Origin of the sequence: Pseudomonas sp. ML2-2023-6, from assembly GCF_037055265.1 — a bacterium.
GTDB classification, from domain to species: domain Bacteria; phylum Pseudomonadota; class Gammaproteobacteria; order Pseudomonadales; family Pseudomonadaceae; genus Aquipseudomonas; species Aquipseudomonas kulmbachensis.
Map to the genome: position 1 here is coordinate 4,305,974 of NZ_CP146347.1, position 24,539 is coordinate 4,330,512.

Annotated in this window: 18 protein-coding genes; 7 read left to right on the plus strand and 11 right to left on the minus strand. The window is 57.1% G+C overall.

Annotated elements, in window-relative coordinates; genetic code table 11:
- Positions 1–84: 84 nt before the first annotated feature.
- The 7 genes from V6L79_RS20080 to V6L79_RS20110 form a co-directional block, all read right to left on the minus strand.
- Positions 85–570, minus strand: coding sequence for an N-acetyltransferase (locus V6L79_RS20080; protein ID WP_261739090.1), 486 nt, complete (start codon positions 568–570; stop codon positions 85–87).
- 93 nt (positions 571–663) lie between these two features.
- The gene (locus V6L79_RS20085) at positions 664–993 is read right to left on the minus strand and encodes a hypothetical protein (RefSeq protein ID WP_321834044.1); all 330 of its coding nucleotides are present in this window, start codon (positions 991–993) and stop codon (positions 664–666) included.
- Between the two features lie 10 nt (positions 994–1,003).
- Entirely contained in the window at positions 1,004–4,270 is a 3,267-nt protein-coding gene (locus V6L79_RS20090; RefSeq protein WP_338579394.1) for a transporter substrate-binding domain-containing protein, read from the minus strand.
- Positions 4,271–4,894 carry a response regulator transcription factor gene (locus tag V6L79_RS20095; protein ID WP_261739093.1) on the minus strand — a complete coding sequence of 208 codons (624 nt, stop codon included), beginning with the start codon at positions 4,892–4,894 and terminating at the stop codon, positions 4,271–4,273.
- Between the two features lie 396 nt (positions 4,895–5,290).
- Positions 5,291–8,053, minus strand: a complete 2,763-nt coding sequence (gene mgtA, locus V6L79_RS20100; protein ID WP_338579395.1) for a magnesium-translocating P-type ATPase — start codon at positions 8,051–8,053, stop codon at positions 5,291–5,293.
- A 641-nt stretch (positions 8,054–8,694) separates the two neighbouring features.
- On the minus strand, positions 8,695–10,032 hold the full coding sequence (locus V6L79_RS20105) for a lysine N(6)-hydroxylase/L-ornithine N(5)-oxygenase family protein (protein ID WP_261739095.1): 1,338 nt from the start codon (positions 10,030–10,032) through the stop codon (positions 8,695–8,697).
- A 114-nt stretch (positions 10,033–10,146) separates the two neighbouring features.
- The gene (locus V6L79_RS20110; protein WP_261739096.1) at positions 10,147–10,626 is read right to left on the minus strand and encodes a sigma-70 family RNA polymerase sigma factor; all 480 of its coding nucleotides are present in this window, start codon (positions 10,624–10,626) and stop codon (positions 10,147–10,149) included.
- Positions 10,627–10,937: 311 nt separating this feature from the next.
- Here V6L79_RS20110 and V6L79_RS20115 point away from each other — a divergent pair, with 311 nt between their 5' ends.
- From V6L79_RS20115 to V6L79_RS20125, 3 genes are read left to right on the plus strand one after another with little or no spacing between them, the layout of a single operon-like run.
- Positions 10,938–12,104, plus strand: coding sequence for an efflux RND transporter periplasmic adaptor subunit (locus tag V6L79_RS20115; protein ID WP_338579396.1), 1,167 nt, complete (start codon positions 10,938–10,940; stop codon positions 12,102–12,104).
- Positions 12,105–14,075: a MacB family efflux pump subunit gene (locus V6L79_RS20120; protein ID WP_261739098.1), complete on the plus strand. Its 1,971-nt coding sequence runs from the start codon at positions 12,105–12,107 to the stop codon at positions 14,073–14,075.
- Between the two features lie 7 nt (positions 14,076–14,082).
- Positions 14,083–15,477, plus strand: coding sequence for an efflux transporter outer membrane subunit (locus V6L79_RS20125; protein WP_338579397.1), 1,395 nt, complete (start codon positions 14,083–14,085; stop codon positions 15,475–15,477).
- 10 nt (positions 15,478–15,487) lie between these two features.
- On the opposite strand, the gene V6L79_RS20130 is transcribed toward V6L79_RS20125, so the two are convergent.
- Complete coding sequence (locus V6L79_RS20130; protein WP_338579398.1) at positions 15,488–17,104, minus strand: PvdJ/PvdD/PvdP-like protein; 1,617 nt, start codon at positions 17,102–17,104, stop codon at positions 15,488–15,490.
- Between the two features lie 190 nt (positions 17,105–17,294).
- On the opposite strand from V6L79_RS20130, the gene dkgB reads away from it, so the two are divergent.
- Positions 17,295–18,098, plus strand: coding sequence for a 2,5-didehydrogluconate reductase DkgB (gene dkgB / locus V6L79_RS20135; protein ID WP_338579399.1), 804 nt, complete (start codon positions 17,295–17,297; stop codon positions 18,096–18,098).
- Positions 18,099–18,184: 86 nt separating this feature from the next.
- On the opposite strand, the gene zapE is transcribed toward dkgB, so the two are convergent.
- Positions 18,185–19,315, minus strand: coding sequence for a cell division protein ZapE (gene zapE, locus V6L79_RS20140; RefSeq protein WP_338579400.1), 1,131 nt, complete (start codon positions 19,313–19,315; stop codon positions 18,185–18,187).
- A gap of 303 nt (positions 19,316–19,618) precedes the next feature.
- On the opposite strand from zapE, the gene V6L79_RS20145 reads away from it, so the two are divergent.
- Positions 19,619–19,873, plus strand: coding sequence for a DUF2790 domain-containing protein (locus V6L79_RS20145; RefSeq protein ID WP_261739103.1), 255 nt, complete (start codon positions 19,619–19,621; stop codon positions 19,871–19,873).
- Positions 19,874–20,162: 289 nt separating this feature from the next.
- Positions 20,163–20,420, plus strand: a complete 258-nt coding sequence (locus V6L79_RS20150) for a DUF2790 domain-containing protein (RefSeq protein ID WP_338579401.1) — start codon at positions 20,163–20,165, stop codon at positions 20,418–20,420.
- Between the two features lie 166 nt (positions 20,421–20,586).
- Here V6L79_RS20150 and V6L79_RS20155 read toward each other — a convergent pair whose 3' ends face one another.
- Positions 20,587–20,859 carry a PepSY domain-containing protein gene (locus V6L79_RS20155; protein ID WP_261739105.1) on the minus strand — a complete coding sequence of 91 codons (273 nt, stop codon included), beginning with the start codon at positions 20,857–20,859 and terminating at the stop codon, positions 20,587–20,589.
- 164 nt (positions 20,860–21,023) lie between these two features.
- On the opposite strand from V6L79_RS20155, the gene V6L79_RS20160 reads away from it, so the two are divergent.
- Positions 21,024–22,028 (plus strand): FecR family protein, encoded by a 1,005-nt coding sequence (locus V6L79_RS20160; protein ID WP_338579402.1) that lies wholly within the window; start codon positions 21,024–21,026, stop codon positions 22,026–22,028.
- A gap of 163 nt (positions 22,029–22,191) precedes the next feature.
- On the opposite strand, the gene V6L79_RS20165 is transcribed toward V6L79_RS20160, so the two are convergent.
- Positions 22,192–24,495 (minus strand): acylase, encoded by a 2,304-nt coding sequence (locus V6L79_RS20165; protein WP_338580337.1) that lies wholly within the window; start codon positions 24,493–24,495, stop codon positions 22,192–22,194.
- Positions 24,496–24,539: the final 44 nt, after the last annotated feature.

Below are 24,539 nucleotides of genomic sequence, written 5' to 3' on the forward strand. Positions count from 1 at the left end.
TATGCACGCACTATCGTTTACGACCTTCGCGAGCAGGCTCGCTCCCACATTTTTGTCATTTTTGTGGGAGCAGGCTTGCCCTGCTTACAAATACTTGTTCCAGAACAACATACGCCCATGAGCCGGGTCGAGTTGCCCGTCGCTGAAGCCAAACTTGCGATAGGAACCTTGTGCCACCGGATTGCCTTCAAGCACTTCCAGGGTGATCTTGCAGCAATCGCGCTCACGGGCGATGTCTTCAACCTTGAGCAACATTTTCTGGCTCAGGCCCAGGCCGCGAAACGTATCCACTACTGACACATCATGCACGTTGACCAAAGGCTTACCGGCAAAGGTCGAGAACCCTTCAAAACAGTTCACCAGACCAGCCGCCTCACCGTTGACGAACGCCAGCACACTAAATGCATGGGGACGCTTGGCAAGCGCGGCGGGCAACCCATCCAGCACTTCCTGCGACAGCCCTTGACCACCACCCATCGGGTCTTTGGCATAGTGGTTCAATACGTCTCTCAGCGCCTGGGCGTGAACCGGGTTTGTATAGTCTGCTTGCACTACAACGACATCCGACATTACGCGTATTCCTCGACGAATCAGTCCATTAGTGTCTGTATATGACGACACCAGACCTTAGCGCGGCCGAGGTAATACAGACAAGTCTGCGCTTCAAGGCTGAGCCGAAGAATCCAGCATCGGCATCAGCCTGGGGAGTTGGCTGACAAACTTGTCGACATCCGCGTACATCAGTACATGGCGAAAATGCGAATTCTCATTGCGATATTCGACCTCATCCGTGATGTCCCCTCCTGCCATGTCCTGACTGATCAGCAACACGTCATATTCATTGGTGTCCGCGACCTTCAAACCCACCAACGCCTCAGCGTTGTACAAAGGCGCGATCCGGTAGTAACCCAAAATATTAAGGGCCTTTTCTATTTTTAGAGCCTGAGCCGGATCTGCGTCGGCTATCAGTATTCGTAATGATCTGGTTGGCATTTTGGTCTCATCATTCAGGTGACTCATTGACCTGCGCGTAACGCTCTAATTGTTCAGCCAACTGCTCCATACTGCTGTGCAGCGCATCGACCGCAACGGTAAGACGTTGCGGTTCCCCCGCCTGGCAAACCGCTTCCAGTTGCTCGCAGCACTCGATCAGTTTATTGGCTTGAATCAGCCTCCCTCCCCCTTTGACCCCATGCGCCAGGTCAGCCAGCCCTTGGTAATCATCGTTCACAAACAGTTCGACCAGGGATACAAGGTCCTGTCGATTGCTGACCGCCAGTTCAGTGAGCAGCTTTTGAATCACCCCATCATCGCCCTGACTCAACTGTTTGAGATACGTCAGATTAATCTCGGCGCCATCCTCCGGTTCATGGCTATCCTGGCCTTTCGCATCCTGCGGTACACCAGACGCCAGACACGCACTCAAGTCATTCAAACTGATGGGCTTAAACAGGCACTGATCCATACCGGCGTCCCTGCAGCGCTCGACTTCTTCCGGTTGTGCGTTCGCCGTAAAACCAAAAATCCGGCAAGCCACCCGTGCCAGGGAAGCCTCCTCGGAGCGCACTGCCCGCGCCAGCTCATAGCCATTCATGACCGGCATCGAACAATCGGTGATTACCACGTCGAAATGCCCCGTCCGCCACGCTTTCAGGCCCAACGCTCCATTTTCGGCGTCCGTCACCCGGTGCCCCAGATAACTCAGTTGCTGGGCCAGCAACATCCGGTTAGCCGGATAATCATCCACCACCAGAACATTCAACGACCGGGTAATGCCCACCTCTTGCTGCTCGGTGTCTACCGCAAACTCTTCAGGCTCAAGCAGTGGCACCACCATCATGACCTCAACCCGGGTGCCGATCGCTTCCAGGCTACTGAGGTGCAACTGCCCCCCCATCATTTCGCAAAGATCGCGGCTAATCACCAACCCCAGACCTGAACCGTTGCGTGCCGATTGGGTGTTGTTACTGGCCTGAACAAATGGACTGAACAAGCGACGCTGGTCTTCATCAGAAATACCCACCCCCGTGTCCTCGACACGCAAGCAAATTGACACCTGCTGCGCATCGTCAACGGGCTGAACTTTCAAGATCAGACGAACTTCGCCCTTGTGCGTGAACTTGATCGCATTGCTCAGCAAGTTGGAGACGATCTGCTTGAAACGTATCGGATCGATCAGAACCTCAGCATCCGCCTGCGGACTCAACTCACACACCAGACTCAAGTGCTTTTGCCGCGCAAGTCCATCGAACATCCGCGCCACGGCCTCTACCAGCGATTTGATATTCGCCCGTTGGGGGCTCAACGACAGGTGCCCGGATTCAATACGTGCGATATCCAGGATATCGCCAATCAGTTCGAGCAACTCGCGGGCAGATACCGAGGCCACTTCAATAGCAAAACGATCCATGACCCCTTGATCGGCTTTTTTCAGTGCCAGCTCCAGCATGCCAATCACCGCATTCATGGGAGTGCGGATTTCATGACTCATGGTAGCCAAGAATGTGGTCTTCGCCCGGTTCGCCTCATCAGCGCCTTGTTTGGCGATATTTAACTCGTTCAACAATTGCTGACGCTTGGCAATTACCCGCTGCAAATAGGTAATCCACGCGATAGCCACCAACAGCAAGGCCGCCGCAATAGCGAAGCCTTGTAAAATTGCAGCGCGATTACGCAACCAGTAGCTCTCACCCGCCAGCGTGTCAGTGCGCCAGCGACGGGTCAGTTCACTCATTTCTCCAGGGGTGATACTGAGTAATGCCTTGTTCAGAATCGAATTCAACTGAGGATCATTGCCAGCAGTGGCAAATCCGATCTGCTCGGGTTGTGTGCCCACCGTACTCGTGATGTGCAATTGTTTGGCAAAACGCCGCGAGACCAGATAACGCGCACTGACCAGCGTGCAGATCGCCGCATCGGCCTTGCCCTCTGCCACCATTTGCAAGGCCGCCGGAGGGTTGTCAGCCTCCAGCACCTGAACCTGTGGGTAGCTATGCACAATAAAATCGCGCAGCACATTGCCACGTACTAACACCACACGCTGGCTGGCCATTTCATCCAGTGTTTCAAAGCCCTCGGAGCCAATACGGGTGGTCAGCACAAAAGGCGTGGTGAGGTAAGGCCGAGTAAAGCTCAGCTGGTTTTCACGAGCGGTGCTACTGGTGATAGCACCCAACACATCTGCCTTGCCCGAGGCGACCAACTCAATCACGCCCCCGACCGTATGCTCGCGTACTGGCTGAAACTCTATGCCGGTCCGTGCACTGATGTTGGTTAACAGATCGGCAATTAAACCTTTGAACTCGCCTTGCTCATCAAAAAACGACAGCGGCAGGAACTGATCATTGACCGCTACCTTTAATCGCGGGTGTTCTGCCAACCAGCTCTGTTCGCTTGTAGTGGGGTTAAACCGCCACGGGTTATTGATTTGCGGCCCGTCAGAGCTCCAGCGCCGCAGGATTGTCATACGTGCACTGGGTGGGATTACCGCCAGCGCGGCATTAATAATGCGCACCAATCTAGGCTCATCACCACGCAGTGCAAAAGAAAATGGGTTGCCTTCCAGACGTGAAAAGTCAGCCAGTTGCACGTTGTTCAAGTAGTTCTTCTGGATCAAGTAATTGGCGCTGATAAAATCCCCCAGGTAAACATCGGCTTGGCCAAATGCCACGGCGCCGATAGCGGTCAGAGTCGAGGGATACAGTTGCAAGGATGCTTCGGGGTAGAAGTCCTTGACCTTTTGCCGCGGCAAATAGTGATCCAGCATGGCTATGCGCAGGCCTGCCAGATTAACTGGCGGACGCTCCCGATTACTGCTGCGCGTCACCAGCGCAGGTGTGTCGTCCGCGTACGCCAGGCTTAACACCAATGCGGGATCTTGCGCTTCAAAACCATTGGAGCTGCTGAGCAAATCCAACTCGCCCAGTTTGAGTGCTTCAATCGCTTGCGGCCTTGAAGGGTAACGCTTGACCTCGATATCGACGTGCAACAACTGCGACAGCAACTGCGCGTAGTCAGCCGTTACCCCTTCGAAATCCTGGCCATTGACGACCAGGTCAAAAGGGCCGTAGTCGGGTGCCGAGACCCCCAAACGCAAGGGGCCTTGTTGCTTGAGCCATTGCCAGTCAGATGCCGTAAGCACCACGCTGTACGCTTCGACATTCGAACGGCCCAACAGCCGCAAGGGTTGCACTGGCGGGTCAGCGGCTGCATTGGGTTGGCCAAGGACAAGTAGCAGCGCAATGAGTCCCAGACATGCAAGTGTTTTCAATTAAATCAGATCATTACGTTTGGCAAAATCTGCCAAATAGACGACCGACTTTATATTCAGTTTTTCTATTAATCGCGCCTTATAAGTACTAATGGTTTTACTGCTCAATATCATGTCTTCAGCAATCTTCTTGTTACTCAAGCCTCGAGCAAGTTGTTGCAGAATATACAACTCACGTGCCGATAAATGCTGAATCAACTCCACGTCGCTCATGCTTGCATCACTGTTGCGTACCGAACTGGCCGCCAGATACGGAAAGAACGTATAGCCATCCATGATCACTTTGACAGCCCTCAGCAATTCCGTGAGGTCCTGGCTCTTGGTGATAAACCCTGCGGCACCTGCCTTCATGCAACGCTGTGAGTAAAACAGCGGCGATTGTGAGGTGAGTACCAGAATACGGGTATCCAGCCCTGAAGCCCTGATTCGATTGATCACTTCCAGGCCATCCAGGCCCGGCATGGTGATATCCAGGACAATCAAGTCAACGTTATGCAGGCGCGCGAGTTGAACCGTATCGGTGCCATTGGCCGCTTCTGCCACGACCTCATACCCCTGACTTTCCATCAGCACTTTCATCGCTGATCGAATAAGTGAATGATCATCAGCAATCAACACTTTCATACATTTAATCCTCTGCCAGTAAGCCGAGCATCAGCGTATATCAGGCGCAAACATATCGTTTTGAGTAGGTATAGCCGGCGCAAGCCGGTAAAAAACAACCTAATGGATGACATTGAAAGTATAGGATAGATCCTACAATCAACCTCTTTAGGTCCCACTATATTTGAGCGCAACACACTGAAGCCCGTTCGAAATCGAGCCGCGAATGATCGCTAATCAGATGCCGCCTACGAGAAGGGAATTCACCATCTTATCTGTAAGATTTTTCTTATATTCGCTACTTAAAGCTGCCAAGGGTTTTGGCCTTTTGAGCTGCCGAGCCGGAAATTCACTGCTCATGCAAACGCCAATCTCAAAAGACCGCAACCCTCGTTACTCAGATGGCCGTGGCAGGCCTCATTGCCAGCCGAACTTGCGAATGTAGAACCCTTTCACGGCCTGGGTCAGTACCATGTACGCCAGCAGGATCATGGGCAAGAACACAAAGTACAGCGGTGGCAAGGCCTGTAATTTGAAGTAAGCGGCCAACGGCCCCATTGGCAGGAAGATGCCCACAGCCATGATCACCCCCGTCATGACCATCAACGGCATTGCCGCACGGCTTTGCAGGAACGGGATTTTCGGTGTGCGGATCATGTGCACGATCAGGGTTTGAGTCAGCAGCCCAACCACGAACCAGCCCGACTGGAAAAGGGTTTGGTGTTCAGGGGTATTGGCTTTAAACACATACCACATCAGGCCAAAGGTCAGAATGTCGAAAATCGAGCTGATCGGCCCAAAGAACAACATGAAACGCCCTACGTCCGCAGGCTGCCAGCGCTGCGGCTTTTTCAGCATTTCCTCATCAACGTTATCGAAAGGGATGGCGATTTGTGACACGTCATACAGCAGGTTCTGAACCAGCAGATGCATCGGCAACATTGGCAAAAACGGAATAAACGCACTGGCCACCAATACCGAAAACACATTGCCGAAGTTCGAGCTGGCGGTCATTTTGATGTACTTGAGCATGTTGGCAAAGGTCCGACGCCCTTCCAGCACACCCTCCTCCAGCACCATCAGGCTTTTCTCCAGCAAGATGATATCTGCCGCTTCCTTGGCAATATCCACCGCGCTGTCCACCGAAATCCCGATATCAGCCGTGCGCAGCGCAGGCGCATCATTGATCCCGTCTCCCATAAAGCCAACCACATGCCCGTTAGCCTTGAGCAAACGCACAATGCGTTCCTTGTGCGTCGGTGTCAGCCTGGCAAATACGTTGGTGGTTTCAACCGCTACCGCCAGTTCGGCATCGCTCATGCGCTCAATGTCATTGCCCATCAGCAAGCCTTTCTGCTCCAGGCCCACTTCACGGCAGATCTTGGCCGTAACCAGTTCGTTGTCGCCCGTCAGAACTTTTACCGCAACCCCATGCTCTGCCAACGCTTTAAGCGCAGGCGCGGTGCTCTCTTTGGGCGGATCCAGAAACGCTACATAACCAATCAGCGTCAGTTCCTGCTCATCGCTCAGGCTGTATGTCTCGCGCCCTTCCGTCATCGGCCGCGCAGCCACTGCCACTACGCGCAAGCCTTCTTCGTTAAAGGCCGCGGTAACCTGGCGAATACGCGCCAGCAGTTCGTCGCTCAGGGCTTCTTCCCGCTCACCATGACGCACGGTTTTGCACACCGAAAGCACTTCTTCGACAGCACCCTTGCAGATCAGCAAATGTGGCTGGTCCTGCTCGGCCACCACTACGGACATGCGGCGACGGGTAAAGTCGAACGGGATTTCATCGACCTTGTTGAAGGCCGTACCCACGTTCAATTCGCGGTGAACCTCGACATGCTCCAACACCGCCACGTCCAGCAGGTTTTTCAGCCCGGTTTGGTAGTAGCTGTTGAGGTAGGCCATTTCCAGCACGTCGTCGGACTCTTGCCCCCAGACATCCACATGCCTGGCCAGGAAAATCTTGTCCTGGGTCAGCGTGCCCGTTTTGTCGGTACACAGCACATCCATCGCGCCAAAGTTCTGGATCGCATCAAGACGTTTGACGATGACTTTTTTGCGTGACAGGAACACTGCGCCTTTGGCCAAGGTCGAGGTCACGATCATCGGCAGCATTTCCGGGGTCAGGCCCACCGCGACAGACAGTGCGAACAGCAAGGCTTCCGTCCAGTCGCCCTTGGTGAAACCATTGATGAACAGCACCAGTGGCGCCATCACAAACATAAAGCGGATCAGCAACCAGCTAACTTTGTTGACCCCGGTCTGAAACGAAGTCGGACCGCGATCGGTCGCGCCAACCCGCTGTGCCAGTGCCCCGAAGTAGGTGTTGTTGCCCGTGGTCAGTACCACCGCCGTGGCCGCGCCGGAGACCACGTTGGTGCCCATGAACAGAATATTGTCCAGTTCCAGCGGGTTACTGGTCTGGCTATCAAACTGACGCGCAAACTTCTCGACCGGCATCGATTCGCCCGTCATCGCCGCTTGGCTGACGAACAAATCCTTGGCGCTCAGTACCCGACAGTCTGCCGGAATCATGTCTCCCGCCGACAACACGATCAGATCACCCGGCACCAACTGTTTGATTGCCAGCTCAATACGCTGCGCGCCCCTGATTTTCTGTGCCGCGCCATAGAACTTGCCAAACATCGGCGATGCGTCAGCACTGAAATCGCGACGCATCACCGTCGCGGTGTTACTGACCATTTCCTTGAGGGCATCAGCCGCCTTGTTGGATTTGGCCTCTTGCCAAAACCGCAGCAACGTCGATAACACCACCATCGTGCCAATCACCACGGCGGCTTGAATGTCATCGGTGGCCAGAGATACAGCTGCGAGCAAGGTCAGCAGCAGGTTGAACGGGTTTTTGTAGCAGTGCCACAAATGTACCCAACGGCTCAGCGGCTGCTCGTGTTCAACTTCATTGAGCCCGTATTGCTGACGCTGCACCTCAACCTCGGCCTCACTCAGACCGTCGGTGTGGGTGCCCAGGTTGTCGATCAAAACGGCGCTGTCAGTATTGGCGGCCGCCACCAGAGTTTGCGCCAGGGTCGGTGGCACTTCGCGGCTGACCGTGGTGTTGGTCAGGCTGTCGAGCAAAGCCAGGCGGCGGAAGTGCCGGCCAATATGGCGGGTGCGCAAAAAGCCTGCGAAAAATTCTTTCAGGGCGAGTTTCATGGTGCTACTCCTGCGCCGCCTGCGCTCACCCCAAGCAGAGTGACTACACAGCCGGCCTTAATCTGGAACCGTCGTTCATGGTTTTAATCTCGTGAGCGAGCCTGGGGCTCGCGGTTATTCAAACAATCGCAAACTGCCCGGTAGCGCGGGCCGATGCTGGCGGCGGCGAACGAGTCTAAAGAAGTTGCCCATAACGATTCCCCTGGCGGTCAACGAAGCCGACAAGCAGGTACAGCCAAGCGTGCGCATGAGCCAAAAGGCACGCGCATACAACGCGTTGCGATGCGCCAAGGGCGTTAATCACACACGTTTCAGTGTCGGAAAGAGGGCTTGCGGGCTCGGGTCACAACAGCCCCGGGCAAGACGCCACCTCTCGCTATCAAGCAAGAAGCGGCAGGGGATTCTGCGCGCTAGCTTGCCGAAAATATGCCGGTCTTAGAACCCGGCCAACTACTGTCGCTCAAACTGCTATCCACTTGGTCTCTGCGCTATTGATCAAAACGCGGGCAGCTTACGCCCGACGTTTTAGAGAGTAAACCGTAGGAAGGCTTCCGCTTTATGAATCAGAAACTTCTTCAGGAAGAGTTCAGTTTCACCACGCGAATGTCATAAAGCCTGACATCCGCGCGGGATATGGCGTCTCAGCTCGCGCTGGCCAACATAGGCTCAGTCACCGCTGGATGCTGGCTGTTGCGCTTGTCATGGGCATACAGGGACGCCGAAATCTCATCTGCCCGAATCGGTAAAACCGACAACAAGGTGTCACTCAGGCCGTGGCTGGCCTGACAGAAACCTTGCATGTAAATCCCCGCCTTGCAGCGCTCATCGGTGACTATCCGGTAGTCCCGGCCTACTTCGAAGTCGCCCAGGTATTCGGCCAGTGGTGCCAGCAGGTGACGGTGCATCTGCCGCTCGTAACCGGTGGCCAGAATGACCGCATCGTAGTGTTGCTCCAGCATCTCGCCATTGGCGGTGTTGCGCAGCGCCAACTTGATGCCCTGCCCGTCTGCCGTGGCGTTTTCAATGCTGGTCAGGCTACGGAAAACATGACGGGCAATGCCCGAGACTTTCTGCCGATAGAAGATCGCGTAGATGCGCTCAATCAGATCGATGTCCACCACCGAATAGTTGGTGCTCTGATACTCGACAATCAGACGCTCGCGCTCGGCGGTGTTTTGGGCAAACACCAGATCGGTGAACTGTGGCGAAAACACCTCGTTGACGAACGGACTGTCATCCGCAGGTTTAAGTGCCGAACCACGCAGAATCAAGTCCACCTGAGCCGATGGATAACTGTCGTTCAAGTCGATAAACGCTTCAGCCGCACTCTGACCACCGCCAATAATTGCGATGCGCATCGGCTTGCCGCTGACACATGGCTGTTTGGCCATGCGCGCCAGGTACTGGGAATGATGGAAAACCCGCGGGTCATCCTTGAGCGCTTTGAAAACCGTCGGAATATTCGGCGTTCCCCCGGCACTCACTACCACAGAGCGCGTAGTACGAGCGTGTTGCAAGCCGTGAGAATCGCGGGAAATCACTCGCAGGGCTTCGACCTGCTGTTGATGCAGTACCGGCTCGATGCTCAGCACTTCTTCGCCATAACGGCTTTGCGCCTCAAAGTGCGACGCCACCCAGCGCAGGTAGTCGTTGAACTCCATACGACATGGATAAAAGGTCCCCAGGTTGATGAAATCCACCAGACGACCGTGGGCCTTGAGGTAATTGACGAAGGAATACGCACTGGTGGGATTGCGCAGCGTGACCAGATCCTTGAGGAACGAAATCTGCAGCTCACTCTGAGTGACCAGGGTGTTGCCGTGCCAGCGATAGTCAGCCTGTTTGTCTAAAAACAACGCATTCAGGGGGCCTTGAACCTGCCCGCGCTCTTCCAGGGCGATGGCCAGAGCCAGATTGGAAGGTCCGAAACCGATGCCGATCAGATCATGCACAACGCCCGCAGCGATTGCCTGTGTCATTTTCAGTGTCCTCTGGATTACCCCTCAACAGAGGGAAAAAAGCCCGTGACCGACTGCCCAGTGGAAGGGCAGCAGATCGTCTGTTGAGTAGGAACGAGAACACAGAAATGAAATTTAGGCGTTGTCCCACTGCCTGATACGAATCCGGCAGTGCTTCATTGCGTTAACGATGTGCTTCTCGACCATGCTGCGGGATACCCCCAGACGGTCGGCAATTTCCAGGTGAGACAAGCCATCGAGCTTGCGCAGCAAAAAACACTCGCGACATGCCGCTGGCAACTCGGACAACGCCCGCTGGAGCATGTCCAGGCGCTGACCATGATCCATCAGCACCTGCGGCGAGGGGCTGTAAAAACGCTCTTCGCTATCCAGCACTTCCAGCGGCTCGGCCTGGCGCAACGTGTTGCGCCGATGACCGTCGATCACCAGATTGAGCGCCGTGCGGTACAAAAATGCGCGAGGTTGAGCAATCGGCTCATCACTGGAACGCTCCAGCACGCGCACATATGCGTCATGTACCACATCTTCGGCCGCCTGGGCATTACCCAATCTGGCACTCAAAAAGCCCACCAGTTCGCGATAGTAGTTTTCCAACAGGACTCCTGGCCGCGACAGCAGCGGCAACACTCCGTGAGCGCAGAAACAGATCTAATGAAATAGCGGCATGATGATGGCACTTTTACAGATGTAATTTATAGTAATTCTCATATAGATTTAAACCCCAAGGCCACTACCCTCGTCGAATTATTTAGCAACAACCCTATAAACAAACAGCTAAATCCCTCGCCAAATCATTCGTTTACTCAACAGCTCCCCGTGTCTGTCGTCCTCGCGACAGCGTTTGCTCTGGGCATTTGGGCCCAATGGCATGACGACGGGCCGACTTCCATTGGCCGGAACCCTGCATGAAACGCCCTCGACAGACCCGACGTGCGCTGCTGATCACCCTGTGTTTATTACTCGGCGCCGCCTTGGCAGCCTGGCCTTTCCTGACGCCGGGCCGCGATGCCTATGACACCGTGCCCGTAACCCGGGGCGATATTGAAAGCAGCGTGACCGCACTCGGCACCCTGCAACCCCGGCAATATGTCGATGTGGGTGCACAGGCCTCAGGGCAAATCCACAAGATCCACGTCGACGTCGGCGCTGAAGTCAAGGAAGGCCAGCTTCTGGTCGAAATCGACCCGTCCACCCAAACCGCCAAACTCGATGCCAGCCGCTTTGCCATCGAAAACCTCAAGGCTCAACTGCAAGAACAACGCGCCCTGCACGATCTGGCAAAACAGAAGTTGCAGCGCCAGCAACACCTCGCAAAAGGCGGCGCCACCCGCGAAGAAGATGTTCAGGCGGCACAGGCTGAAGTCCGCACCACCCAGGCACGGACCGACATGTTTGCGGCGCAGATCCGTCAGGCCCAGGCCAGTTTGCGCAGTGATGAAGCCGAACTGGGCTACACCCGCATCTTTGCGCCCATGTCCGGCACCGTGGTGGCACTGGATGCCCGCGAAGGCCAGACCCTCAATGCCCAACAGCAAACACCGCTGATCCTGCGCATCGCCAAGCTCTCGCCGATGACGGTCTGGGCTGAAGTCTCGGAAGCCGATATCGGCCATGTAAAAACCGGCATGCAGGCCTACTTCACCACCTTGAGCGGCGGCAACCGGCGCTGGAACAGCACCGTGCGCCAGGTCCTGCCCGTACCGCCCAAACCCCTCAACGAAAGCAGCCAGGGCGGCGGCAGCCCCGCAAGCAAAAGCGGCAGCGCCCGCGTGGTGCTCTATACCGTGCTGCTGGATGTCGACAACAACGATCAGGCACTGATGCCCGAAATGACCACCCAGGTGTTTTTTGTCGCCAATCAGGCCCGGGATGTATTGCTCGCGCCAATCATCGCGTTGCAGGGCACTACCGAGGGGAACCGCCAGACCGCCCATATCGTGAGCAAGAACGGCAAGGTCGAGCCTCGCGAAATCCGTACCGGCATCAGCGACCGTTTGCGCGTAGAAATCCTCGAAGGTCTGGATGAGGGCGATCACCTGCTGGTCGGCCCCGCTACCGGCAACGGAGGCTGAATGCCCACTCCCTTGATCGACCTGCAGGATATCCGCAAGGTCTACGGCGGCATCGACACGCCTGAAGTTCACGTGCTTAAAGGCATCAGTCTGTCGATCCATGCCGGGGAGTTCGTCGCCATCGTCGGCGCCTCGGGCTCGGGCAAGTCGACCCTGATGAACATCCTCGGCTGCCTCGACCGCCCAACCTCCGGGCGCTACCTGTTTGCCGGTGAAGACGTCGCCCGGCTCGACAGTGACGAGCTGGCCTGGTTGCGCCGCGAAGCCTTTGGCTTTGTGTTCCAGGGCTACCATTTGATCCCCTCGGCGTCGGCCCAGGAAAACGTCGAAATGCCGGCCATCTATGCTGGTACCCCGGCCGCCGAGCGTCACGCCCGTGCAGCCGCCCTGCTCGACCGCCTGGGTTTGGCCGAACGCACCGCCAACCGTCCGCACCAACTGTCCGGTGGTCAGCAACAACGGGTGTCGATCGCCCGCGCCCTGATGAACGGCGGGCATATCATCCTCGCCGACGAACCCACCGGGGCTCTCGACAGCCACAGCGGCGCCGAGGTCATGGCCCTGCTTGACGAACTGGCGAGCCAAGGCCATGTGGTTATCCTGATTACCCATGACCGCGAAGTCGCAGCACGGGCCAACCGGATCATCGAAGTGCGCGATGGCGAAGTTATCAGCGACAGTAGCAACGGCACGCACCTGCCCGCGACCGACAACCCCCAGGCCTTGCAGGCCATTGATCTGCGCAAGCGCCTGAGCGAAGGCAGCGAGGCCCGGGGAGCCTGGAAAGGCGAACTGGTCGATGCGGTTCACGCCGCCTGGCGAGTCATGTGGATCAACCGTTTTCGCACCGCCTTGACCCTGCTCGGCATTGTCATCGGCGTGGCCTCGGTGGTGGTGATGCTGGCCGTCGGCGAAGGCAGCAAACGCCAGGTGATGGCGGAAATGGGCGCCTTTGGCTCCAACATCATTTACCTCAGCGGCATGTCGCCAAGGCCCAGAGCGCCACTGGGCATCGTGACCCTCAATGACGTAGCCGCCCTCTCGACCTTGCCGCAAGTAAAAATGATCATGCCGATCAATGGCGCCGAGATTGGCGTGCGCTATGGCAATGTCGATCACACCCTGTACACCGGCGGCAACGGTATTGATTTTTCGGCGATCTTCAACTGGCCGGTAGTGCAAGGCAGCTTCTTTAGCCAGGCCGATGAAGACGCGGCTGCCGCCGTGGCGGTGATCGGCAAAAAGGTCCGCGATAAAGTGCTCAAGGATGTGCCCAACCCGATTGGCCAGTACATCCTGCTGGAAAACGTACCGTTTCGCGTGGTCGGGGTGCTGGCCGAAAAAGGCGCCAGCTCCGGCGACTCGGACAGCGATACGCGCATCGTGGTGCCTTACTCTGCGGCCAGCGTGCGCCTGTTCGGCACCCACAATCCGGAGTATGTGGTGATCGCCGCCGCCGATGCGAGCAAGGTCAACCAGACCGAAAAGGCCATCGAGCAACTGATGCTCAGGCTGCACCACGGCAAACGCGACTTCGAAATCACCAACAACGCGGCGATGATCCAGGCCGAAGCCAAAACCCGCAACACCCTGTCGTTGATGCTCGGTTCGATCGCCGCCATCTCGCTGCTGGTGGGCGGTATCGGGGTGATGAACATCATGCTGATGACCGTGCGCGAGCGTACCCGCGAGATCGGCATTCGCATGGCCACCGGCGCCCGCCAGCGCGACATCCTGCGCCAGTTTTTGACCGAAGCACTGATGCTCTCGGTGGTCGGCGGCGTGGCCGGCATCACCCTGGCCTTTATCGTCGGTGGCGTATTGTTGCTCTGCGATGTGGCGGTGGCGTTCTCGCTGGTCGCAGTGCTCGGCGCCTTTGGCTGCGCATTGGTGACCGGCGTCATTTTCGGCTTTATGCCAGCCCGCAAGGCTGCCCGGCTAGACCCGGTCACGGCCCTTACCAGTGAATGAGCAATTGATGAAGCCGACCTTGAGCCTGTTGAGCCTGTGCCTGCTGCTGGGCGCTTGCAGCCACTCCACCCCTGACGACAATAACGACGTGGTTCCACCACCCTCCTGGCAGTCGGCACATGCACCAGCCAGCCAGCAGGTCAGCCAGCAATGGTGGGAACAGTTTGGTAGCCCCGAACTGGGCCGCCTGATCAGCCAGGCGCGGGCTGGCAGCTACGATCTGGCGGGCGCCATGGCCCGAGTCCGGCAAGCCCAGGCATCTGCCGTGATTGCCGGGGCACCGTTATTGCCCGAAGTAAAATTCGGCACCAATGCCAATCGTCAAAAACTGCTGCGCGGCAAAGGCTACAGCCAACTGGATGCCAGCGATGACAACAAGGCCGTGGACTATTTCGACGCCAGCCTGAGCGCCAGCTATGAAGTGGACTTCTGGGGCGGCAAAGCGGCAGCTCGGGACAGTGCGCTACAAGCGCTCAAGGCCAGCGAGTTTGATCGCGCGACGGTAGAGCTGACCTTGCTCAGCGGCGTCGCCAGCAGTTATGTGCAAACCCTGGCACTTGATGAACAACTGCGCATTGCCCGACTCAATCTGGCCAATGCGCAAAGTGTGTTGCACGTCGTGCAAACTCGCTATGACGCGGGCTCGGCCACAGCCCTGGAACTGGCCCAACAAAAGAGTCTGGTTGCCAGCCAACAACGGCAAGTGCCACTGGCTGAGCAACAGGCCCAGGAAGCACGGATCACCCTCGCCGTCCTGCTTGGTCAGCCCGTACAAAACCTGGCACTGGGCGACACCACTTTCGCCCGGCTGCATTGGCCATCGACAGGCAGCGGACTGCCCAGCGAGCTGCTCGGCCGACGCCCGGACATCGCCAGCGCCGAAGCCAAACTGATCGCCGCCCGGGCCGATATCACCGTGGCCCGCGCCGCCATGCTGCCCAGCCTGACCCTGAGCGCCAGCCTGGGCTCTGGCGCTGACCGTTTCAGCAATATCCTGCGCAGCCCGTTCTACACCCTCACTGCAGGGCTCGCAGCGCCGATCTTCAACAATGGCCGTCTAAGTGCCGAACGCGATAAAGCCACAGCACGTCAACAAGAGTTGCTGCAAGCCTATCGGGGCAGCATCATCAGCGCCTTTGCCGATGTCGAAAAAGCCCTCAACAGCGCCAGCGGTCTGGACCAGCAACGTCAATGGCAGGACGAGGAACTCAAGCAGGCGCAGCGGGCCTTTGACATTGCCCAAAGTCGCTACACCGCCGGGGCAGAAGGGCTGCTGACGGTTCTGCAAACACAAAGCACGCTGTACCAGGCCCAGGACCAGAGCGTGCAACTGCGCATGGCCCGGCTGCAGGCGAGTGTTGCGCTGTACAAGGCATTGGGTGGAGGTTGGCGGGTGCAGTAACCCGCCTGCTTCAGGTCTTGACCAGCAGGTGCCGCGCATACCACGGTCGCCGCGGGATGCGCCGCAGCAACCCGGTAATGCTCTTCTCATCGCCAAAGGTAATGCGCAGCGCCAGTTTCATGGTTTCGGGGTCCATCTCCACGGTTTTACCCGTGGCCAACCCCGGTGTTGTGCTACAGCCGTGGGTGAGCGGGCCCAGCCACGGGTCATCCACTTCCACCCAGCGCCCCGGCGCAAACCACGGCACGCCATTGACTTGCCGACGTGTCAGCTCCCCAGGGTGGAAGCGCTCATGGGCACGGTACCAATCCTCGAGACGATCATCGATCCAGCCATGAAAACTCCAGAACACCGGATTTACATGGGAGGAAAACGGATCACCCAAAAAGTCGTTTTCGGGCACATACCAGCGCCCGGCAAAATCCGCCGGATCACGGGCCATCGGCACCGGGGCGCCATTGGACGGATCCCTCGGTACAGAGGCCCAGCGCATGTGCAGCCAGTCATGCAAACCTAGCTCAACCTCGGAACCAAACTGCCCCAAAGTCAGCGACGATAAATAGCGCGGGTCACGGTAGCGTGACTCCCAGACCTCGAAGTTGCTGTGAAAGGTTTCCGGCTGTTTGATATCACTCAACCACTGCGTATAGACCTCATCACCCTCCGCCAGCCAGGTCGGCGGCAAGGCGCTGCCATCGTGGTTATCAAAGTAACGAGCAAAGCCTGCACGATCACGCTCAAGCTCTGGCTGCGGTAATGGCAGCGCTGGCCATGACGGTAAATTCTGCATCGAGCGCGCGGTGCGCAACATATGTCGATGCATAAAGAAAAAATCCACTCCAGAGCCATTACGATCCTTGCGCGGGCCACGGGCATCGCGCTCCCTGTCGCGCTGGCCGGGTTGCCAGCCAATGCCACGCAGAGCGTTGCGTTTGTCTTCAGACAGCTCATGCCAGGTATCGCGGGATGCATGCCACAGCTGGTGAAACAACCGATGCTCAGGAGTCACCAGCCAGGCCAGCAACGTCGGGTTGAGGCCGATCCGTTCGCGGGCTTCAGGAAAGGTACGCTTGACGGCAACAAAGCTGTTGTCCTGCTCGGGCAAGGCCAATGGCCGCGCAAGATGCTGCACGCGCCCGCTGAGGGTGCCGCTGCCGGCATTACCGTAAGCGCCCCAGACTTCATCGAGGCTGAAACTGAACTCGTAATCAGGCTGGCCGTTAACCGACTCGCTGCTGGTGAGTCGCCAGTACATCCGCTTCGCATCCGGTGCCACCAGGTCGCCCAAAATGCGATAACGCGGAACCTGTGAGCCGTGCAAAATAGCCGCCGTGTCAAGATAACCGCGGACACCACGGCCACGTGGCGCGATATCGAGCCATAGCTCCAGATCATCTGCAGGCACACCGTCAAGCCCGGCATCCTGCCCGTTGAAGCGAATCGTCCAAAGCCCGCGCAACTGGTCGGCCAACTGCTGCCCGGCGGTATCTGCCAGGTCAACTGTCGCCTCGCCGGGCGTAATCGGCTCGTCCACTCGCGTCAACTCACGATGCCCATAAAACGCTGCTGGCGCTGCTGCGCCGGTGATCGCCAAACCAGCGATGAACCATCGTCGTGAAATCGTCATTGCCCTACCTGTCCCAGCCCGAATGCAGGCGTTATCCAAGCTAGAACGTTTGCTCAAGGACGAAATTTAGGAACTCTGCTGGCTGGATTCATGACCTGAGATCAAGACTGCTTTGCTTGATCGCAGGTTTTTCCCACGGATCAGTCCGAGGATACTCAACCTCATTCTTACGTCCCTCAAGGAGTTATCCATGACTATTCCAGCATTCGGCCTCGGTACTTTTCGTCTAAAAGGCCAAGCAGTAATCGACTCGGTAAAAAACGCCCTGGATCTGGGCTATCGGGCAGTCGACACCGCGCAGATCTATGAAAACGAAGCTGACGTCGGCCAGGCTATTGCCGAGAGTGGCGTAGCGCGGGACAAACTGTTTATCACCAGCAAAATCTGGGTCAGCCATTTTGCCGGGGACCAACTGATTCCGAGCTTGCAGGACAGCCTGAAAAAATTGCGCACCGATCACCTGGACCTGACCCTGATCCACTGGCCGTCACCGAAAAGTGCAGTCCCGGTAGCAGAATTTATGGGCGCATTGCTTGAAGCCAAAAAGCTGGGGCTGACCAAACAGATTGGCGTCTCGAACTTCACCATCGCGCTGATGAAAGAAGCGATTGCCGCTGTTGGCGCCGAACACATCGCCACCAATCAGATCGAACTTCACCCGTACCTGCAAAACCGTAAATTGGTTGAGTTCGCACAGAGCCAAGGTATTCATATCACCTCGTACATGACACTGGCCTACGGTGAAGTCCTGAACGATCCGGTGATCATCGAGATCGCTAAACGCCATGCCGCAACTGCGGCCCAAGTGACACTGGCCTGGGCGATGCAATTGGGATATTCGGTGATTCCGTCGTCGACCAAGCGCGACAACCTCGAGAGCAACTTGAAGGCGTGTGAGTTAACCCTGACCGAAGATGACATGGCACAGATTGCGGCACTGGATCGCGGCCACCGCCTGACCAACCCGCAGAGCGTTGCACCGCAGTGGGATTGACCGGGAACAGGGTATCTACAGAGATACTTCAACCGTGGGAGCGAGCAGGCTCGCTCCCACAAGGGGCTTGATCCGGAACAGAGTATCTACAAGGGTTGGCCCTGCAGGCCAAAGCGCTGCAGCTGCATTTCCTGCAGGCGGCTTAAGGTGCGGCGAAAGGCGAACTCCAGGTAACCTTGGGTATAGAGCTGATCCATCGGCACCTGGGCTTCGATACATACCGGCACTTTGCGGTCGTAACATTCGTCGATCAGCGCAATAAAACGCCGCACGCTGTCATCGTATTTGGAGAGCTGCGGCAGCTCGCGATCCCCGGCCTCGACTTTCACCGCCCCGTCTTCCGTACCCCGGGCAATTTTACCTTCGCGCTGCTCTGCACTCAGGCAAGGTACTCCGCTGAGCAACATCACCTTATAGCGGTCACAGATGTCCATGAACTCGGTGGCTGCCAGCGGCTGCTCACACAGCTCGTGGAAATTGCACCACAGCACGGCATCACTGGCGTGCACCACATTCAGCGAGCGATGGCCCACCCCAATCGGCTGATCAGACACCGCCTGGCCTTGGGTCAATTCCTTGAACACTGCTTCAATCGCGCTCGGCCGGCCCGGTTCAGTCACCCAATAGCGCTGATGAGCAATACCGGGGTGCAGCCGGTGGTCTTCAATACCGTCCACCGCAACCACATCCATATGCTGGAGAATCGCGCTGATCCCTGGGGCGAAGCGATCGCGGTTGAAGCCGTGACCATAGAGGTCTTGCGGCGGCTGGTTAGAGGTACAGACCAGCACCACCCCTTCATCGAACATGACTTGGAACAAACGCCCCAAAATAATCGCATCGGCAATGTCATTGACGAACAACTCGTCAAAACACAGCACTCTAACGTCCTCAGCCAGGCCTTTAGCCAGCGCCTTGAGCGGATCCGCTGTGCCGGTCAGTTGAAACAGGCGCTGATGCACCCATTGCATGAAGTGATGAAAATGCTGGCGTCGGGCCGGTACCCGCAGGCTTTGGTAGAACCGGTCCATCAACCAGGTTTTACCTCGCCCTACCGGGCCCCACAAATACACGCCATTGACCGACTTCGCCCCTGAGTGCAATGACTCATGACAGCGTTGCAACGCCTGTACAGCCAGCCATTGAGCAGGATCATGGACAAAGCCTTGCTGCTCGATGGCCTGTTGATATGCATTAAGGGGGGACTCGACATTCATACCGATGGCTGACTCCTGAAACAGAGATGCCAGTATGCCAGCAAGCCGATACGGGGGGCACTTGAAAAAGTTCGCATCGCCATCACATTGTTACCCCAGCAGTAACAGAGCCTTTTGCCATCAGGTCTTTTTCCTTTGGTAAAACAGCGTAAAATTACTCACATGTTCTAAACATTGCTTGACCCTGTTACACGGTACTTCGTACGCACCTGGCAATTTTCACATGTGTCGTAACTTCTTCCCGCCTCATCGGCAAATGAAGTCAGTCAGCTTTAACTCTTGATTACTTTAGAGGCCACGTTCATGAAAAATTTAATCGCACTCTTGCTTGCCGGTTTTGCAACACTTGCAGTTGCAGGTGAAACTTCCACCGTTCAACCTTCAGCTGTCGAACATTACAGCTACGGTACAAAACTGGATATCGCCCGCGTCGTCAGTCTGTCCACCATCCCCAACGTGTGTGAAGTCGTGCCGGCGACCATGACCTATGAAGACTCCCAGGGTCAGCGCCACACTGTCGAGTATCAGGTGATGGGTGACGGTTGCAGCATGCACTAGCCCTCGATGGCTGCACCTGCGGATACGACCCCAGGCCCCCTCTTGTGAGGGGGCCTTTTGTTGTGCGGACCATTAAGCAGCAGGATTGTTACTGATCCGGAAAGACTCCTTGGCGATCTTTTGACTTTAATCAATACGCGTGGGGCGTATTCTATGTTCATCCCTCAACGCAACATTGAAACAGGGCACGGTACTTCGTGCTGCATCACTTACCTCGTTGATGCAGCAACTTCTCCCGCCATGTCGGCAATTGAAGTCAGTGATTCGTGATTGTTTTAAGGTCTCCATAATGAAACGTTTGATCGCTCTTGCACTTATCAGTCTTTCAACACTGGCTGCTGCTGACGAACTTCAAGTTACGCAACAACAACCCGCTGTCGAACATTACACTTACGCCACTGACCTCGACATTGCCAACGTTATCAGCGTGTCACCGGTGGCCGATGTCTGCGACATTGTGCCGGCACAAATGACTTATGAAGACCATCAGGGCCAGCGTCATATTCTTGAATACCGGGTGATGGGTAATGGTTGCAGCAACGGCTGATACCACCGCTTGCGCCAGCTGCTCACAACAAGCCTCCGTATAGCGGGGGCTTTTTAATGGGTGGCACCAGGCTTGAAACAGGCAATAAAAAACCCGACCCTGTCACAACGTGTGATCAGGACCGGGTTGAAACGCTCAGCAGATAATTCGTTTCAGGTGTCCGAAATCAGTCTTTCTTCTCGGAGATCACCTTGCCAGTCGAATCGAAAACAATTTCGTATTCCAGGCCATCCACTTTCTTGATCCCCTCTGCTTTCCAAATGCCGGCAGCAGGGTCCTGGGCTTCAATTTTCTTGATCACGGTGTAACCGTTTTTGTTCTTGAGAACTTCAACCAATTCTTTGGAGAACGCCCAGTTCGGATCAGGCTGAGCCATCGCTGCACCGGCACCCAACAAAGCAGCAGTAGTGATCACAGCAGCAAAGGTTTTCTTCAACATTGTCTTAACTCCATTAATTGATGTTGTATCTGGTACTCAATGTGACTGGAACAACCGTAGCAGAGAAAAAACCGGCCATGCAGCTAAATGATATGCTTTTGACATGGCTCATGTTCTCGTTAGCTCTAGTGCGGGGTTAGAATACGCAAAACCGGGAAAAGCCAATGAGTGAAACACGCCTCACCGAAGCCCAATACGATGCCATCACCGAAGCTGCGGCTCAGTGGTGCATGCGCGTGCACGAGCCCGATTGCACCGATCAGGAACGCGAGGCTTTCGCTGTGTGGCTGGCGGCCGATCCCGTGCACGCATTTGAATATGAAGCGATGCTCGACATCTGGGATGTCAGCGAGCACCTGCCCCACCCCGCTCCCGCCACCGCCCAGGTGATTGCACTGCCCCGCGTGCAGCGTCGCAGCCCTTGGTCACGCTTTGCCGTGGCCGCGGCCGTCACCCTGCTTGCGGCCCCTGTGGCGGCTTACAGCGGCTGGCAACTGGGCTGGCTGCCCAATGCCTATGAACGTTTTACAGCTGACACCAGTATCAGAACGGTGACGTTGCCCGATGGCAGCCAAGTCGAGCTAAACCTGGGCACACAACTGACCTTCAGCAACTACAAGGATCAGCGTCGGGTGACCCTGAGCAAGGGCGAGGCGTTTTTCAAGGTCAGTCACGATGTCACGCACCCGTTCCTGGTCCAGGCCGCAGAAGGGCGAATTCGGGTTACAGGCACCCAGTTCAATGTGTGGATGTACGAGGATCAGGTGCGGGTCACGCTGCTGGAAGGCTCGGTGCTGGTGACCAGCAACAAGAACCTAAGTGGCGATGGCTTGCGCCTGGAACCGGGCATGCAGGCGCGCTACAGGGCGGGCGACTACGCAGCGCAAATCAGCCAGACCTATGCCAATACCCCGGACCTGGCGTGGCGCACCGGCAAGCTGGTACTGGACAACCTGTCGCTGGCAGAGGCCCTGCCCCTGATCAACCGCTACCTCAATACCCCGCTGACTGTGGCGGACAGCGCCACCGGCAAGCTGCGCATTGGTGGCGTGTTCAACACCCACGACATCAACCAGTTGGTGACCTCCCTGCCCAAAGTGTTGCCGGTGTACCTGAGCCGCAATGCGGATGGCCAGCCTGTGCTCAACGCCCGACCGCAAAACTTGTAGCCGCTGAGGAGCGAAGCGAGGCTGCGTCCGAGGGCGAAGCGCTCGTTAGCCAGAATGATCTTACGACTGCTACGCAGCCGATCGCAGCCTCGTACCTCGACAGCAACTACAGAGTGACTTCGAGCGTGGGAGCGAACAGGGTGCTTGGCCTGAAATAGAGTATCTACAAACCTCCTTTTAGCTCCCCGCGAATCTGCACCGTCTGATATTCGGGGTCAGCCTTGATCTGCGCCTCCGTGAAGGGCAATGGTTGCCACTGTTTCCTGGAAAACGCTTGCGTCTGGTCACGGGCATACCTGGAGGCCGGGTCGCTGGACAGCGAGAACGCCAGTAACCCTTGCGCCTTAGGCCCCTGCTCGTCGAAGGTCACGGTTTGCAGGTAACTGGTGCCGCTGACCACTTCGCGCTTTCCGTCCTGACCCGGCACGCTTTGCATGGCGTTGTACACGCCCAACGTCGCCGGGCCACCGTGGATCGGGGTTTGCTGGCCACCACTGCTGACGACCTGAATCTCGCCCCAGGTGACATCCGCGCCCAACCCGGTTTCAGCCACTGCGGCTGCCGAGGCCAGTAGCGCCTCATGCACCGCCTTGAGTACCTGCGCCTGACTCAGGTTCAGCCCACGCGGGGTGTGCTGCGGGTCTGCGGGGTCGAACGGCACGCGCCAAACATCCGCGACTTCAAGCAATTGCCCCATGATGTGCTGAAAGTGCACCAGGCCAATGCCACTGTCGAGATCTGCCTGTTGATCCCATGCCTTGAGGCTGGCACACAGCGGTGCAAGGCTCCTCGACGCGCTCGCACAGGCCTGCAGCAAGTCAGGCATGACCAACCCGGCCAGATACACCCGATCATCCATCACCATGCCTTGCAGATCCGACACGCTGATTGCCCCCGGCTGGCTCAGGCGTTGCAGGGCAAAGCGCGCACGCGGCCCCAACGGCTGGCTGTCCTGGCTGATCAGGGGTGAAAAACCGGTCAACGGCGCCTTGGGGTTGACCATCCAGGCCGAGTCGTTGGAGTGCTGCACGTAATCATCACGCCGCAATTGTGGCAATTGACTTGCCGGGTAGATGCCCGGTTGCGCTGCACTCGGATCAACGGTCCAGCCACAGGCACTGCGGCTGCCATCAAGCAGGATCAGCTCAAGGCCTGCACGCGGATCGCTGCAGGCGGCGAGTTTAGCCGCGTCGACATAGGGCACTACCGAGACGTTCATGTACAGAGCCTGCCCCTGATCATCCACCGCCAGGGTGTTAACCCACGGAATGCCCTGAACCCGGTTCACGGACGCTTGCAGGGCATCGAGGCTCGGGGCTTGATTGATCGCATACCACTGCTGCAACACGCGGTCATTTTGCAGGTTGGCGTCGCGCAGGCTAAAGGCCACGTGATTATCCCAGTCGAGCTTGCCCGGCCACTGCACTATCGGGCCGAACACTGAGCTGTAGATATCCCGCGATACAGATTGCAGGCTGCCATCGGCTTGCTTGACGTCGACCGTCACGGTTTTTTTATCGAGTGCCCGCGACTGACCATCAAGCAGATAGCGCGTCGGGTCCTTCGGGTCGAGCTCAAGCCGGTACAGAGTGAAGTGCTTTGACGTGTCGACGGTGTGGGTCCAGGCCATGTGCCGGTTAAAGCCGATATTGATCATCGGCAAGCCGGGCAGCGCAGCACCCATCACGTCGAGCTTGCCGGGAATGGTCAACTGCATCTGGTAAAAACGCATCCCGCCCACCCATGGAAAATGCGGGTTGGCCAACAACATGGCGCGACCGGTTTGTGAGCGCTCGGCCCCTACAGCCACTGCGTTGCTGCCGCGGTCCAAGGCAAAGCGTTGCATGCGCTCGGCGGCGACTTCAAAGCTGCCGGCAGTTGTCTTGATACCGGCCGTGGCACGCGGCGGCGTTGCTGCTACCAAGGCCTCGGCAAATTGACCGGCCCCGCCCTCTACCAGTAAGCGACGGGTCAGCTTGACCAGGTCCTGTGCCGTGATGGGCCGTACCGAAGCATTGTCACATTGTGCCGGGAGTATTACGCGCTCACTGAGCTGGCGGTTGTAGCCGGCCACATAGCCATGGATCAAATCCCGCACTTCAGGGGTTTGCGCCTGCCAAAAGGCAGACACCGCTTCGGGCGTATTGAGCCAAGTGAAAAACACATCGCTGGACAGGTTGTCGCGCTGCTCCAGGGTCAACGCCTCGGGGCCAAAATATTTGGCGCGCTCACCGTTGACGGTGACCACTTCATTGGCCAAAAGACACAGGTTGTCCTGGGCATAGGCATAACCGATGCCATAGCCCAGGCCGCGCTCATCAGCGGCACGAATATGCGGCACGCCAAAAGTGGTACGGCGGATATCTGCGCTCACGTCGCTGGCGGGCGTGCTGGCCAGGGCTGAAACGCTCAGCCCCAGGCACAGCCCTGCAAGGCACACTTTGCTTAACGGTCTGGAAATAATCACGTGCACTGCTGCTCCTTCACGACAAAAAGCCGGGCGGCGCAATC